18 protein-coding genes are annotated in these 15,652 nt (G+C 39.4%); 4 read left to right on the forward strand and 14 right to left on the reverse strand.

All coding sequences use genetic code 11. The annotated features are described in order from the left end of the window. Window positions 1-139: 139 nt before the first annotated feature. Together BMZ99_RS07840 and BMZ99_RS07845 are read right to left on the reverse strand one after the other, a co-directional pair. Window positions 140-1,132 (reverse strand): SPOCS domain-containing protein, encoded by a 993-nt coding sequence (locus tag BMZ99_RS07840; protein ID WP_090934951.1) that lies wholly within the window; start codon window positions 1,130-1,132, stop codon window positions 140-142. Between the two features lie 39 nt (window positions 1,133-1,171). Then, the gene (locus BMZ99_RS07845; RefSeq protein ID WP_090934954.1) at window positions 1,172-1,864 is read right to left on the reverse strand and encodes a DUF3794 domain-containing protein; all 693 of its coding nucleotides are present in this window, start codon (window positions 1,862-1,864) and stop codon (window positions 1,172-1,174) included. Window positions 1,865-2,136: 272 nt separating this feature from the next. On the opposite strand from BMZ99_RS07845, the gene BMZ99_RS07850 reads away from it, so the two are divergent. Then, window positions 2,137-2,448 carry a hypothetical protein gene (locus BMZ99_RS07850; RefSeq protein WP_090934957.1) on the forward strand — a complete coding sequence of 104 codons (312 nt, stop codon included), beginning with the start codon at window positions 2,137-2,139 and terminating at the stop codon, window positions 2,446-2,448. Between the two features lie 123 nt (window positions 2,449-2,571). On the opposite strand, the gene BMZ99_RS07855 is transcribed toward BMZ99_RS07850, so the two are convergent. The 11 genes from BMZ99_RS07855 to BMZ99_RS07905 form a co-directional block, all read right to left on the reverse strand. After that, window positions 2,572-3,261: a CAP domain-containing protein gene (locus BMZ99_RS07855; RefSeq protein ID WP_090934960.1), complete on the reverse strand. Its 690-nt coding sequence runs from the start codon at window positions 3,259-3,261 to the stop codon at window positions 2,572-2,574. A 171-nt stretch (window positions 3,262-3,432) separates the two neighbouring features. Then, a complete protein-coding gene (locus BMZ99_RS07860) occupies window positions 3,433-3,666 on the reverse strand; it encodes a hypothetical protein (RefSeq protein WP_090934963.1) in 234 nt (77 codons plus the stop codon). 103 nt (window positions 3,667-3,769) lie between these two features. After that, window positions 3,770-4,597 carry a haloacid dehalogenase gene (locus tag BMZ99_RS07865; protein WP_090934967.1) on the reverse strand — a complete coding sequence of 276 codons (828 nt, stop codon included), beginning with the start codon at window positions 4,595-4,597 and terminating at the stop codon, window positions 3,770-3,772. Beyond that, entirely contained in the window at window positions 4,597-7,104 is a 2,508-nt protein-coding gene (locus tag BMZ99_RS07870; protein WP_090934970.1) for a phosphoribosyltransferase, read from the reverse strand. The genes BMZ99_RS07865 and BMZ99_RS07870 overlap by 1 nt, the downstream gene beginning before the upstream one ends. Then, window positions 7,070-8,152 carry an HpcH/HpaI aldolase/citrate lyase family protein gene (locus BMZ99_RS07875; RefSeq protein ID WP_245754874.1) on the reverse strand — a complete coding sequence of 361 codons (1,083 nt, stop codon included), beginning with the start codon at window positions 8,150-8,152 and terminating at the stop codon, window positions 7,070-7,072. The genes BMZ99_RS07870 and BMZ99_RS07875 overlap by 35 nt, the downstream gene beginning before the upstream one ends. Window positions 8,153-8,238: 86 nt before the next feature. Further along, the gene (locus BMZ99_RS07880; protein WP_090934974.1) at window positions 8,239-8,964 is read right to left on the reverse strand and encodes a TerC family protein; all 726 of its coding nucleotides are present in this window, start codon (window positions 8,962-8,964) and stop codon (window positions 8,239-8,241) included. Window positions 8,965-9,001: 37 nt separating this feature from the next. Continuing rightward, window positions 9,002-9,679, reverse strand: coding sequence for a TIGR00266 family protein (locus BMZ99_RS07885; protein ID WP_090934977.1), 678 nt, complete (start codon window positions 9,677-9,679; stop codon window positions 9,002-9,004). Window positions 9,680-9,720: 41 nt separating this feature from the next. Continuing rightward, on the reverse strand, window positions 9,721-10,332 hold the full coding sequence (locus tag BMZ99_RS07890; protein ID WP_245754875.1) for a tellurium resistance protein: 612 nt from the start codon (window positions 10,330-10,332) through the stop codon (window positions 9,721-9,723). Between the two features lie 206 nt (window positions 10,333-10,538). Next, complete coding sequence (locus tag BMZ99_RS07895) at window positions 10,539-11,114, reverse strand: TerD family protein (RefSeq protein WP_090934980.1); 576 nt, start codon at window positions 11,112-11,114, stop codon at window positions 10,539-10,541. 31 nt (window positions 11,115-11,145) lie between these two features. After that, window positions 11,146-11,727, reverse strand: coding sequence for a TerD family protein (locus BMZ99_RS07900; RefSeq protein ID WP_090934983.1), 582 nt, complete (start codon window positions 11,725-11,727; stop codon window positions 11,146-11,148). Between the two features lie 22 nt (window positions 11,728-11,749). Continuing rightward, window positions 11,750-12,358, reverse strand: a complete 609-nt coding sequence (locus BMZ99_RS07905) for a TerD family protein (RefSeq protein WP_090934986.1) — start codon at window positions 12,356-12,358, stop codon at window positions 11,750-11,752. Window positions 12,359-12,637: 279 nt separating this feature from the next. On the opposite strand from BMZ99_RS07905, the gene BMZ99_RS07910 reads away from it, so the two are divergent. Then, window positions 12,638-13,246: a DUF1836 domain-containing protein gene (locus BMZ99_RS07910; RefSeq protein WP_090934989.1), complete on the forward strand. Its 609-nt coding sequence runs from the start codon at window positions 12,638-12,640 to the stop codon at window positions 13,244-13,246. Between the two features lie 189 nt (window positions 13,247-13,435). On the opposite strand, the gene yabG is transcribed toward BMZ99_RS07910, so the two are convergent. Then, on the reverse strand, window positions 13,436-14,311 hold the full coding sequence (gene yabG / locus BMZ99_RS07915) for a sporulation peptidase YabG (protein ID WP_090934992.1): 876 nt from the start codon (window positions 14,309-14,311) through the stop codon (window positions 13,436-13,438). Window positions 14,312-14,506: 195 nt separating this feature from the next. Here yabG and BMZ99_RS07920 point away from each other — a divergent pair, with 195 nt between their 5' ends. Continuing rightward, window positions 14,507-15,292, forward strand: coding sequence for a glycosyltransferase family 2 protein (locus BMZ99_RS07920; protein ID WP_090934995.1), 786 nt, complete (start codon window positions 14,507-14,509; stop codon window positions 15,290-15,292). A gap of 103 nt (window positions 15,293-15,395) precedes the next feature. Next, on the forward strand, window positions 15,396-15,652 hold a 257-nt coding region (locus BMZ99_RS07925; protein ID WP_090934999.1), incomplete at its 3' end, for a helix-turn-helix domain-containing protein.

A 15,652-nucleotide genomic window follows, 5' to 3' on the forward strand; every position in this document is an offset into this window, starting at 1 on the left:
GCTCCTACCCTTTAAATTATTTCATAAGAAAAACCCTAAGCCTTAAAACATACTTACTGTTTATACTTTCTCTACTTAGAATAAACACCGCACAATCTACTTGATCGCAAGCAGATTGTGCGGTGTTTCAATGCACTCATTATCCTTTGGGGGCTGTTGGTACCGCACCAGTGCCAGTATTCGCCAGCCAGCTAGCAACCCACCCAGTAGTGCCACCAGAAAGAACAACTTTATACCAACCAAAAGCCTGCTCTTTTATCGTTACTTGTTCCCCTTTATTAACCTTGGTTACTACAGGGAAATTAGTACCTGGACCTGTACGAATATTAACAGAATTCCCGGTGATAGTAGCAGTACCACTAATCCCCATCTTGGTTCCAGCAGTCTGAGTAATTCCAGGGCCTGTTACATACATATTTTCATATTCACCATTCCCTGCACTCGTTATAAAGTTGTTTTCATAACCTACAGCATCAATGTCTCCACCGCCAGTCTGAGATGCAGAAACAGTATAATCGTCATCCCCCATATTACCAGAAGCGTAACTGCCATTTTGAGAATTAGCACTATTATATTCGATTTGACCATATTCAGTGATTGGTGTTAAACCATATACGTCCATTTCTGTCATGGCTATGACCCGTGCCCAAAATTTAAGAACAATGGTGATATGCACTTTGCGCCTGTTATGATGGCAATGGAAATCATAATCCACATACTCAACAACAACATCTGCAGTAGCATCCATACCAGGTTCTGCGCCTTCAATTTCAATATCCCGGGTAAAGCGTACATGCCTTCTTTCAAACGCATGAACTGGCTGATTTGGCAAATCTGCTACATACATAACTTTAACTTCCAGGTCACCACGTATAATAACTTTATTTCGAATAACGTCTACACTATCTATATCTACATCCTTGACATACACATCAATGATTTGTTCTATATCGGGTTTTGGGTCAGGGACTGTCATATCAAATTCTACAACTTTTTGTTTCATCTCAGCACCTAGAACCTGTTCCACGGAAATCGTTTCCGGTCCTGGCTCTGGGCATCCGCACATCATATTTACATCATCAATTGCTCTTTTGCCGTCTACATCAGAATCTTGCTTTACTTCATCACTCATTAAACTCCCCCCCTTTTTAGCAAATTAGTAGCGAAAGAATCATCCTTTAGGTTGAGTAGGCATAGTTGCATTGCCGCCGATTTGCACTTGGCGGTCAGCCATAACTTTGGCAGTAATTTTAAGCACTACAGATACATCAAATTCTCTAGTCCATCTGTGATGATGGTGATGGTGGTGGCCATTATCATCACAATCATCATGATCATCACAATCATCGTCACAATCATCATCACAATCGTGGTCGTGCCCATGGTGATGATGGTCTTTGCAATTTCCATCGCAATCATTATCACCATATTTGTACTTGTAAGCGCGGCAGTGTTCATCTACATCATAATCTACAAATTCTACAATGACATTTGCATCTGCATCCATGCCTCTGCGTGCGCCAGGTATTTCAATATCCTGAGTCCATTTAAAATGCTTAATTTCAACAGCATGCACAGGTTGGTTAGGCAAATACGCCACATAGATCGCTTTAATTTCAAATTCCCCGCGTACAATTACCTTATTATGAATAACATCTACGCAATCAATCTCTACGTCTTTTACAAATACATCAACAATTTGCTCGATAGCTGGCTTTGGATCAGGTACAACTACATGAATATCCAATACCTTCTGCTCTTCAGCCGAGCCGATTACCTGGCGAACGATGATAGTTTGCGGTCCCGTCTCGGTACCTAATGTACATTGATTATTATAAGCTAGACGTGTATCTTTTTCATCCACACATATCCCCCCCCTTTTATGTTCTATTTATATATATGCTAGTAGCATATTTTATGTGCAAAAAAGTGTTTTTCAAAAGATCTTCCCTGTTTTCTTCCTAAGGATAAGTTCTATGAACATTCCAATGGAGTTAAAATCGATCTCAATCAATTCTTCTTGATCCCATCAACAATTTATACTATTTTGAAATTGCAACATAACACTTTTACTTTGATGCGCATAGAATATAGCAACCCAATGTCATATTTTTGAATAAAAGGAGGATCTATTTCATGAATTACCCTAAATATGATTGTCATAAACCCAAACCACAGTATTGCAATATGGATGACGATGATGATCAGGATGACTGTGAAAAACCTTGTATGAAAGAAAAGCCTAATGATTGCTATTCTACGATGTGCTCTGATATGGATAAATTCAAATGTAAAATGGAAAAAGAATGTGTGAAAACCTATAAAACATATTATAAGCTGTATCGAGTCTGTCAATTTCGACTTTATAAGTTATGCCCCTGCTGTGGTCATGAATTTGACTATCATAAACATCGCGGCATGTGCCCTAAATGCGGCGTTTCAATTTAAGTTTTCATGTCTGCCACATCAGCGTATTTTCCGCGTTCTCTGTGTCCAATATACCTTTTAAAGCTTACACATCCTAGTATATGCAAAAGGTCCTACAGCCGCTAAGCCGTAGGACCTTTTTTATTATTTCCCTATAAACTCTTGTACTACATAAGCTGATCCATTGCTGTTATAACGAACACCCACACCAACTTCTGTATAATTTTTATTCAGGATATTGGCCTTGTGTCCAGAACTGTTCATAAAAGCAGTCTCCGCAGCAGTCACATTATTATTGATAGCTAGGTTTTCACCAGCATAGGTGTAACTAATACCGGCGTTCTTCATTCTGTCAAAAGGAGTCAAACCCTCAGGGTTATTATGAGCGAAAAAATTACGGTCGATCATATCCTGTGCATAATTCCCAGCGAGACTTGTGAGCTGTGAATTTGTTTTTAAGGCACTCAGACCATTTTTAGCGCGATCCGCATTTAATAATTCAACAGCCAGCTTTTGATCCGCTGTCACATTTTGACTGGAAGAAGAAGTTGTTGTTGAACTATTCCCAGAAGTACTGCTATTGCTACTCTTGCTGGCAGAAGCACTATCATGGCTTCCTCCATGATGCCCCGCAATTAATGCAATCGCTCCAACGGCTAAAAGTCCTCCCAACAAATCTTTATTATCTTTACTCTTCTCGTCCTTAATCACAGCAGAGGGTTCTGCTTCAGCTGCAAAAGCCGGGGTAGCAAAAATACTGCCAAAAGATGTCGTAATCAAGGAAACTGTCATGAATCCAAGGGTCGCCATACTACATAATTTATGCTTCTTCAATACAATTACCTCTCTTTCAAGTTAACATAATATATTTTTTATTTTGGATACGGATATATATATTCGCTTTTTTATTGATAATTCCTGTTTCAATTTCATGGTAATGTTTACATAACTACGAACGTCTGGTAAAAAAAGATAAAACAAGCGACGTCTGCCGCTTGTTTTATCTTAGGTAGCATTGATTCTACGCTTTTTACTTTTCCACAATTGTTTGTATCCTGCCCATCCATTTACTATGGCAAACAATGCTGCCCCACATAGTGCCAGACCATTTAAAACTTGACCTTTAGCCACTACAATCAGACCAGCCGCCATTGCTACGATGCCAATTAACAAATGAATACCGAAATGCAATCCCCAGAAAGGCCAATACCGCCACAAACAAATTTCTTTCCCTCCCACGACCTCACCCCTTTTATTATATGATGAAGCATCACTATAATTTCATGAGTCATATGGTATAGAAGGTACTATTCCTGGCACATACATGGTTATGCTTCTATCCTTAGGCCTGCATTTTATAAGCAGTAAACTGACCTACATAATCCAAGATTTCCTCTGCAGCTAAAATACCGGCCTGATTTGTAAATTGAACGGACAAACTGGGCAGCATTCCCTTGGAATAACTTTCCCAAACTTCCCCATGCTTCGGCGCGATTGCATAGTCAGCCCGCTCTAACATACACAGATCCAATAAAGAATCTCCTGCAGAAATAATCATCTTTTCTTCTAGTAAATTTCGTACATATAACACAGCATCCCACTTGTTCACTACCGCCGGTACCAGATATAATTTTCTTCCTTGTAATGATATATTCCAATTCTGGGATTTTGCCCATAAAGAAAAACTAGTAAGCTCCTCTGTTGGTATGTTCTCCCGCTCAACTATACAGTAATGGAAGCAATCATCTGCCAATTTTAAAGATCCCGCCCATGAAGAATGGCTAATCTCGGCAAACTGAGACAATATATCTTGGGCACACATACACATTTTCGATATATTGCTTTTTACTCTTTGATTCCACCCTTGGTCTATCATGCCGTTTACAAGAACATTTCCACCATTGCTTACCACTGCATAGACTGAAGGAATTACATCGCGAAATAAAGAAATGCGCTGATATTGTTCGATTGTGCGTGTGGTTACAGGGACAAAGGAGGCTCGGGAAGCAAATTGCAAAAGATGCTTGATTGCCTGGTCGGTCATATAGGAAATATCTCGCCCATCATAAGTTTCGACTGCACTCATCGCCGGAGGGTTGTGATCGGGCAGCAAGCGAAAAGCTCGGACAGAATAAATGAGTGTTTGATCAAGATCACTGGCAAATAACATTAGTCTCCTCCCATCGTTTGAATCAAGCCACAGCAAGAATACGACATACCGCTGAATTGTTCCACGGCCACTCCTCGGTCTTTTGCTAATAAAAGGATATGCCGCAAATTAGGATTTTCTTTATTATCGATTAATATTTTCCAAGGAACACGCCGTAACAGCACTCGAGTAGTTTCACCCACGCCAGGTTTGATCAGATTGATGTTAGACAGCTTAAATGTATCTTGTAGCTGCTTTATTGTATGCAATCCTGCCCAAGTAGGTACCTGTAAGTCACGAATATGTTTTCGGGCCATCAGTCTGGCTTCGTGGGAAATTACAGGATACTTGTCTACTATGGCAGCAATGAATAGCAGAGAAACATCTTGCTTGATCCATTCTTCATAAAACCTTGCACCATGAAAGTCAGTTTCATCTATCAACTCTGCAACATGGACCGTACGGCTCACTAACCCTGATACAGTCGAGTTTAAGCAGGCGCTGGGAATCAAAAAGTCTTCTCTTGTCCCATACAAACGTACACAATGTCCCGGATCTGCTAAAACAGCTAAATCAGGCTCTACAGTTTCTCTATATTTTTGATTAAAAATAGTACATGCTTCTATGAGTTGATTCGTAATGGCTCCCTTACCAGTCCAGCCATCAATAAATTGTATGGCAGCTCCAGGATGCTGCTGCCTGATATAGAGCAACGCGTTTTCATCGATGCCTTTATCGCGAATAATGGAAATACTGTAATGAGGCAACGAAATATTAAATTGCGCCTCGATATAGCGCTTAATCAAAATTCCTATGGGTGTCCCTGCACGCGCTAATGACACTAAGACAATGTTAGTCCCCTTAAGAGAGATAATCTGCTCTGCCACACTGCCAGCAGCCAACGCAATTTTCTCGGCAGTCTCCTGCAGCATGTGCTGAAATAGCGTCATATATTCAGGATTAGGCTGATACTCTATAGGCAGCATCTCTGAATAATGCCTGCCACCTTGTATCGCGGCCTCCCTAATTTGATTATCCAGCTCTGGAACGAGTCCACTAATATTTTTAAGCAAGAAGACAACATCTCTGGAGCTGTAGCTGCCAATGGGCTTCGGATGAGGAATCAACGGCCTTATCAAATAACGGCTAACACAGTTTACAAGATAAATGCTTTTCACACCAATAGGCTCTAGAGCCTGCAATAAAGTCTCTAGATCTTGATCCTTTACTTCTCTTTCAAAAAAGATAAAAATGTCATCGTAATAATCAGAAGGAATATTATAGACAAAATTAGTAATGGAAGTATCCTCGGGATTGGCAAAGCAAATCGCCTGCTGTACTCCATAATTTTCCTCCTGCACTGGATAAATTGGGCTTCTGGTTGTGGACTGAACACTCACCCCTTCCCCCATATACCCCGCAATACGAAAGGGAATATACATAAATTCCCCTGTCCCCAGGCACAAAGCCTTCTTACCTTGTCTTTTTTGCTTCAGCCAATTGCCGATGTTGCGATATGCTTGCTCCATATTATTTTGTTCCTGACTGCTAATACCAAATCGCCCTGTGGCAAGCAAATAAGGAATATTATTTTCTTCAGCCTTCGTATTCAACGAAGAATAATTCCTTACCAATCCTAAATCGTCTTTTATTTCTAACTTTTTCACAGCCGGCTTTTCATTTTTTTTAGCAACATGAAGGAAGGTTTCCTGCCTATCTACCATAGGTCCTCCCTTTACAGTAATCTCTCCGGATAACAAAGATATGGTATCAATTTGGATTTGCATTTCTTTTTGGGCATCAAGATATTGTTCTTTATCAGCTTTTGAGCGCCAATCCAAAAGAGAGAGTACAGCATACTTCTTACGAGGATATTGCTTGTGTATAGCACGAATAAAATTTAAAGCTGATTTACCAGTAGTAATCTCATCATCCACTAATACGATTGTATCTTCATTAGCAAACCATTCTCTTTCAATCCCATAACAATAATGATCTACGGCGTGACTATGTTCTTCCGCGAACTTCAATACCATATCAATACCTACGATATTCTCTCTGGTTGTATGAATAAATCTAGCATTTTGGGAAAAGCAGCTGAAAACACCATGCCCTAAAGCAGTTGCCGTTTCTGCAAATCCGATAAACAGTGTTCTTTCTGGCAGGGGCAAAGGGTTGTTCCTTATATATTCCCAAGCCGTTGACATGGAGGGTGCGTTCGTAAAAGCCTTAGTAAAATCGCAATTCTCTTCAAAATGGCATTGCTGATACATCACACTAGCATAGCGTGATGCTAAAGCTCCACTTCCTAGCAAGGGAATCAGTGGGTGAACCGGAATGTGCTTTCCCAATATCTTGCTGACAAACAAAAAGCCGCGTTTTTTATTTTTTCGCGCGGCCATAAGAAACAAATTGTCGATAGGGATCTTGTAAACATTTGCAACCATATGTACCTGAACGTTTAAATCTTCCAGAATATCATAAGAATACACATCAGGTAAGCAAGCTGGTAAAGTTATGTTGTTCATGAAACACCCCATAAATTTTTGATTTTATCATTATTTTTTGCGCCCAGCGCGTATGAGGCTTGATTTCATTCATTTTGTTACCATAAGCACTAGAAACAACTCCTGTATTCCCATGAGATTCTGCTAAGATGCTGCATGCATCCATATACTCTTCATGGGTGACGACACATAAGGCCTGTACAGGTTTGATATGGCTAGGGTGAATGATTGTTTTACCAATTAATCCATTGGCTTTATCTAAAACAATCTCATGCAGTAAACCATCCACATAGTGATTTAAAAGTGCGTCCCTCATTTTCTCCCCTGCTTGTCCAAAATTATCCGTAAAAGGTCTTTGGCGCAATAAAGGCTTTAAAACTCGTTCACTAGAATAAAACTCCCAAACAGGACCTGATACCACATAACCATGCTCTTGGCGAGTAAAGACATTAATAATATTGTCAATACAGCTGCGAATAACAGCAATATCATAAATTGTCATATCCGGACTGCGCCTTAAACCAAATAGTCCAGAAAAATCGGTTGCACCAATACGCACATTTAATATTAAGTTGCGATAAGAGTCGAGTAATTGCTTCACTTCGATCAGGCTTTTTTGCCTGCTCTCTATATACATAATTTCTGGTGATTCCAAAATAGGCATCCCATAGATAGGTTTTGCCTGGTATTGATTAATCTTATCAAGGGTCTCAAGATAAAGATTGCCATTCTTTGCTGTAAACTTAGGGAAAACAAAACCCGTTAATAAGACTGCATCCTGCCCTAATAAATGGGTTACTCGCCACATTTGTTCTACATTCCGTATTCTCACAAAAATAAGTGGAATATCAGCTGACGTAATGGTCCCTTCACGCAGGGCTAAAGTAAGCTGCTGGAGCTGAAACTTTATCATACTCTCCGCCTCTGGGACCAAATTATCACCAATCGCATCTTCCAGACACAAAACCATGGACATTAAACCTTTTAACTTGCCGCTGATTACATCTTGTGCAATGGTTTTACGAGTAGCAGGCATATACAAGGTTGCCCCTAAAGCGTACTCTAACAAAGACTGATCCTCTATCCTTATTAATTGGGGTGGCAAATAAAAGATAGATTGCTCCTTCTCAAGAGAAAGATAGTTGAAGTAGCGCATTATGAAGTACGTTTACGTAAATGATGGACTACAAAAGTACCAAGGAATATGGCAATCAACGTAGAGAAAAATACGACTTGACTGACATGATAGTTGAAAACAGATGCCATCATTTTCGCACCAATAATACCAATAATAATATACGCTGTAGTTTCCAGCTCAGGATAACGTTCAATCAGCGTCAAGAAAATCTGCGCCACCCCTCGCATCATCATGACCCCGAAGATACCTCCCAAGTATAATACCCAGACCTGGTCACTGACTCCAAAAGCAGCCAATACACTATCAATACTAAAAGCAATATCCATGATCTCAACAGCCAGTACCGTACGCCAAAAACCATGAGGCGTTTCTGGAACTGCGGCTTCATCCTCTTCCTTGTTCTTTTTCATGAAAAATTGAATGGCCATCCACAAGAGATATAAAGCACCTGCCGCCTTTATCCACCAAATCTTAATTAAGTAGGTTCCTACTCCAATGGCAATAAAACGGAAAAGATATGCACCTAAAATACCATAAAACAATGCCTTTTTCTGCTGTTCCTTCGGCAAATGCTTTACCATAATTGCTAGTACCAAGGCATTATCTGCTGATAAAAGCCCCTCCAATACAATCAAGCTGCCAATAATTGCCCAGTTCATTGGATTATAAATAACCCCGAGAAACTCCGTCACATTAAAGAAATGAGAATAGTTTCCTAAAATTCCTGTAATAAACTCAATCATGTATTGATACTCCTCTTAATCCTTCAAATTTTATTTTCTATTTGGCAGGAATCAGGCTTTTTGCCCACTCACCAAAACCTTTTGGATTTCGCGTCTGAATCAACACTACACCCGGTCCTTTAAAACGGCAGACCAGCATTTCTCCTGACGTAAAGCTGGATATCCAGCCGGAAGTTGCCTTTTCAATTTTGTAATCCATATAATCCGGCCAGGCTACAAGATGATTATTATCAACAATCCGCTCTTCTCCTGCCTCGAGATTAATAGCATGGATTGCCCCGTAAGAGTTTAAAAAGACAGTTCCCTTACCACTTACTTTCAATGTGAAAAAGCCCTCTCCCGAGAACATCCCCTGCATTAAATTCTGCATTTTGCTGGATACTTCAATTCCCGTAGTACCAGCTAAAAATCCATCTTTTTGTACAACCAAACCATAACTGCCATCTAAATCAACATCAATGATATCCCCAGGTATGGATGGAGCCAATGTAACTTCACCAGAACCACGCCGAGCGGTAAGAGTCTGGAAGAAAAACTTTTCTCCTGCCAGCATGCGCCCAATACCACCTAAAAAACCGCCTTCCATCCTACCTTCCACATCAATGCTTGTGGACATCGACACCATAGCATCCGATTCTGCTTTTAAAAAATCGCCCTGCCTTAATTGAACTTTTAATAATGGAAAAGCACCCGGATATAAAATCTCGTAATCCACAATAAACCTCCACCTAAATCAACTGTTTAATTATTTCATCACTATTTTCTGCCAGCGGTCCAATTAAAGCCAAAACCATAAGCCTTATCCAATTCTTTATGACCGCCAAAATATTTTTCCAGCTTCGTCACAACTAATTGCTGATTTTTATTTTCAATTTTTACTAAACCACACATAATTTTACCTTTATCCGGATTATCGAGATGAATGATAATATCAGCACCGCTATGCTGCTTGACTGTAACGACACCTTTAGCAGATTCCCAATTAGGAGCACCTTCATAAATGTAAGCAAAGACAATAACAAAATCCAATGCTTCCATGTTAGTGAATCGTAAGTTTTCTCCATCCGTGCTCTGCCCTGTACGATCATCTTTATCCAAAGCGATATAGGGAGCAGAGGATAAAGAACCAAATAATTCCCCCAATGCCTGAATCACACCCTGACTGCCGTCTTTTAAACGATACATACAACCTAAATCAAGATCCAAGGTGGATTTGGACAAAAAGGAAAACATACCTTTTTTCTCTATCGTTGAATCCCATTGCAAATTAACATGCAACTCCCCAGTTTTCTTGGTCAGATCAATTGCATGGGAGTCGCCGCTTTTGGCAAGGTTGATTGCTGCTGGAATTTTAGTTTTCTTCGTCATGTCGATTTTATCGAAAAAGCTCATATCCATAATCCTTTCTGCCTATTTTTCAATTGACTTTATTGCATTATACCACTATCACATCATAAGGTAAATAATGGAAATTCAAAAGACACAAAGAATACAAAGCAGGCACCAATCCTCTTTGTATTCTTTATGCCCGCAGTAACGTTCTAACGCCTCGTGTTTTCGATAGCAGCTGCTATTTAGCCTTCAAAATACTTGTCAACAAATCCTTGCAGGCCAGAATTGTATCCTTGTCCTACTGCTTGAAATCTCCATTGACCATCTTTTTTGTACAGCTTACCAAATTCAATCGCTGTTTCTTTGGAGAAATCTTCATCCAATTCATATTTCGCAACTTCTTTATTCGTATCTTGATCATAAAGTCGAATAAAGGCATTACGCACTTGTCCAAAATTTTGTCTTCTTTTTTCTGCTTCGTGGATCGTAACGACAAATACTAATTCATTAATTCCACTATCTACTTTGGCTAGTTCTACAAGGATGGTTTCATCATCACCATCGCCTTCACCCGTAAGATTATCGCCAGTATGCTTAACTGCACCGTCAGGAGAAGTTAAGTTATTATAAAAGATAAAACTTTTCTCACTTGGTATTTTCCCATTTGCCCCCAACATAAAAACAGAAGCATCTAAATCAAAATCAACTCCTGTATCGGTGCTGTTGGTATCCCAACCTAAACCTACACCAACTTTTTTCAAACTAGGTGCTTCTTTAGACAAATTGATTCTTTCACCTTTACTTAAATTGATACCCATAAACTACCTCCTAAAGTAAGTTAAAATTCTATTAAGCGACACTTAAACCAAAGTTTGTGCAAAGTGCCGATAAACCGCCTTGGAAGCCACTGCCGATGGCATTAAATTTCCACTCACTGCCATTGCGATACACTTCGGCTAAAACAATTGCTGTTTCAATAGAGAAATCCTCTCCTAAATCATAGCGAATAAGTTCCGCGCCCGTTTCTTCATTCATTACACGCACATAGGCATTACTAACCTGTCCAAAATTTTGTTTACGGGCATCCGCATCGTGAATGGTAATGGTAAAAGCAAGTTTCTGCACATCAGCAGGAATTTTGGAAATATCAATTTTGATTTGTTCATCATCCCCGTCACCCACACCGCTGCGATTATCACCGGTATGTACCACTGCTCCTTGTGCTCCTGTTGGATTATTATAAAAGACAAAATCCTTTTCATCTTTTACTTTTCCGGATTCTCCAAGGATAAATGCAGAAGCATCTAAATCAAAATCATGACCGCCATCATACTTATTAGTATCCCAACCTAACCCCACAATAATATTCTTCAAACCAGGATTACTTTTGGTTAAATCTACTTTCTGCCCCTTACTTAAGCTCACTGCCATTTGATTACCCCCTGTTTATTTATTAACTATATCGTTTAACTACAGAACTAATTGAAAGATCCTGGGTACTCTCGCCAAGAGCGGCAAATTTCCACTCTCCCTGATGGCGGTACACTTCTCCCACAATCAATGCCGTTTTACCAGCGTAACTTTCGGTTAAATTGTAACGAGTGATCTCTTGCATGTCCGATTTATTTACGACTCTAATAAAGGCATTTTTAATCATGCCAAAGTCTTGTTTACGTTTCTGACAATCATAGATATTGACGACAAATACGATTTTGTGAATATTGGCTGGTACCTTTTGCAACTGGATGAGAACTTGTTCATCATCCCCATCACCGCCGCCAGTACGATTATCCCCTAGATGAGTAACACTGCCGCAAGGGCTTTTTAAGTTGTTGAAGAATATGACATTTTCTTTGGTCGTAAATTTCCCGTTAGCATCCAGCAATAAAACAGAGGCATCGCAATCAAATTCAGCCTTTTTACTGCCAAATAACCCACTTAGAAACCCGCCGCCACCCGACTGTTCTACCGGGTCCCACCCCAAACCTACAACTAATTCAGAAAATCCAGCATTGCCTTTGGTCAAATCAATCTTTTGACCCTTTTGTAAACTAATCGCCATAATTGACCCCCTTCATGTCAAAATCCCATTACATGGTTTTGTCCATTTGTAATTGTAATATAAACATAATATCATGTAGTTTTAAAAACTACAATACTTATTTTATATTATTTCTAGATGTAGTTGTCACAATTCAACATGTTTATCTATTTTTTTCTCAGTTTCAATAAAATTCTTTATTAGCATCTCAATACCTAGTATTTATATTCATATAATATAATTATAATAATTTTGACATCTAGCATTAGAAAATATTATAATACAAGTGAGGTGTATAACATGGAAATAACAAAATCAGTTTTAGAAGATTTTGCAACAAAGTTACTTGATAATGAATTAAAAGTAGAAGATATTCCTTCTATAAAACAATATGCGGATCAGGTAACAGAATTATTAAACAGCAAACTGAATCATCGCCGCAAAGGAGATGAAACCAGCGTTGCAATTACAAAAGCAATGATTAACAATTATACTAAGAATGGTTTACTCAATCCCTCAGACAAAAAAAAATATGACAAAAATCATATTATCTTGCTAAGCCTAATCTACCACCTCAAACAAGTTCTTTCCCTAGATGATGTCAAAACTATCTTTAACCCGATTTTAAGAAACCTTGGTCATCCCGAAGAAAAAACATCCATTATTGCCCTTGATGATATTTACAGAGCATTTTTAGAATTTCAAAAAGAAGAATACTTCGATGCTTGTAACGATTACGAGGATCGCTTTAATAGAGTCTGCCAAAAAATCAATAATCCCTTCGAAAACACTGCTAATAAAGGAATGGTAGAAAAATTTCTAACCGTATTACTGCTGGTAGCAGAGGCAACTGCAGCAAAACAGCTTGCCGAAGAGATGATCGATACCTATTTTAAAGCGCAAGACTGACAATGTATAAAATATTTTTTTGAACCGCGAAGGCGCAAAGAGCATTTCTTCTTGACCTTCGCGGTTCATTGCTTTTATAGACCCATTCATTTTATTATTAATAAACTTATCTTTCTAGACGATTAGAAAAGCCCTGTCAATGATTTCAGCATCATTGACAGGGCTTCTTTTTCACATAAGTATTTATTTTTAATAAGGCGTCTTTGGTAGCCCTAGTCTGAATTTCCCTCGCGTTTCAATTCCTCCTACACCATCGGCACCTGTTACAGACGCTGTGATAGCATCGCTAATGTCGACCGTTCGATTAATTGGAGTGAATGCAACTTTTTCCGCTATGAATACAGGATCATAGGCATGAATAAAAATCCGAGTCGGAGCACTGGCAAAATTAGCCCCTGCTATTAAGATGGCTTCAAAATAAGATTGACAGGCACCAGCAAAAATCACCAAATCATCCCTTGACGGTTCAAAAATTCTAGCTTTCTTAACAGATTCTATAAAGTATCTAGAATTCCGATAATTATTAATATCCTTAAAATCTTTCTTACCGCCTCCTAATAAAGCATCATGCCCAGTTAAAATTAAAATATCGGGTCGATACTGATCCACTAAAGCAATCACCTGCTCTGGCTGCTTTGATTCCTCAATACACCGGCCAACTGCATCGATATTCATTTGATTGTAGGTTTTTAGACACATTGTAAGATATTCTTCATCTCCATCCAAATGCAGCACACGTCCCGGCAATTCAAAGTATTCATATTTTTTCGCATGCTCTGCCCTGACGTTATTCACTTTTTCTCTTTCCATACTGCGGCGCATTAAAACTCTCTTCAATGTATCATTATGCACACTTTCCATATGCAAGATTTCATTACGCAGGTGTTCAGCCCCTACTCGTTCTAAATCACTTAATGGTGCATCTGCTACCAACCGCAAATGCATTCCTTTTAATGTACAATGTGATTGCCCTATCGTATCCTCATAAATATTGGTTACCTTAAAAACAATATCACCGCCATGAGATTTTCGAATTACTAAATCTCCTACTGCTACATTAGCCACCCCTATCCCCCCCTTACTTATTACATACTATGTAGCATAAAAAAAAAGTGCCACACTGAAAAAACCTTCCAATATATTTCAATAAGTTCTGCATTTGACTGGTAACCAAAAAGACCTTCTCTCAATATACTGTATTACATCTGTGGCCTTTAAGAGCCACATGCACCGCACTCAAAATATTCGAGGTGATGGCGCATGATCACTGTGGTTGTTCCAGCAAAAAATGAAGCTGGGCGTATCGCAACAGTTCTACAAAATTTAAGTACACTCCAAATCGATCACATTATTTTAGTCGCAAACGGTTCTAACGATTCTACCATGCATGAAGTATTACAAATTGGCATCCCCAAATTACAAATTCTTTACTTTCACGAACGTCTAGGTATTGACATCCCCCGGGCTATCGGCGCAAAGGTAGCATTAGCATTAGGCAGCGATGTAGTGGCTTTTGTAGACGGTGACATGGTAGGGACATTTGCAGAAAACCTAACCGAACTGATAGACGGAATCTTAATCAAGCATTTAGATTTAGCGCTAACGAATTGCTATCCTGCACCACCACGACATATCGAACGTTATAATCCCACCTTTCAATGGAGGCTCAATCTAAATAAAGAACTTGGCTTAGATAAAAAGATTAATTTAGCAACCCCTTCGCACGGGCCCCATGCTGTCTCCCGGCGCTTCTTATCCACAATCCCAATCCGCGAATTGGCCATTCCACCTGTAACAATGGCTTTATCCAGAATGAATAAGCTAAAAATTGATGTAGCTACTACCATTCCCCATTATCAATTAGGATCATCCTTGAAAACTCATATCCATTGTGCAAAAATTATTGAAACAATTGTAGGCGACTGTTTAGAGGCAATCAGTGTCTTCCAAGATACACCTCGAACTCGCCAATGGCAAAACAAAACCTATACCGGCTATCATAATGAACGTCGCTTTGATGTATTAGATCATTTTTTAACCCCGTGAAATCAAGAAGAGCCCCTGCTTAACTAGACCGCATCCCAAGAAATAGACATTGAGAGAAAACGCCCCCTGTTGTAGGATAGAAACTACGACAGGGGGCGATTGCATGAAAAGGGAATATACGCACATCAAAATAATGGAACCAGAGATAATCGCCATGCGTGAGCAAGGCAAAACACGCCAGGAAATAGCAGATGCACTGGGGCTCACAAAGGTACAAATCAAAAATTGGGTTCGGCGTTATAACAGGAAACCGGAAGTTTGCATACCTAAAAAGCGGGGAAGACCGCGCACGTCACCATTCACAAAACAGCGTGAAATGGAGCTGCGCATTAAAGCATTGGAACGGGAAGTGGATTTGTA

It is taken from the genome of Pelosinus propionicus DSM 13327, from assembly GCF_900114615.1.
Taxonomy (GTDB): Bacteria; Bacillota; Negativicutes; order DSM-13327; family DSM-13327; genus Pelosinus; species Pelosinus propionicus.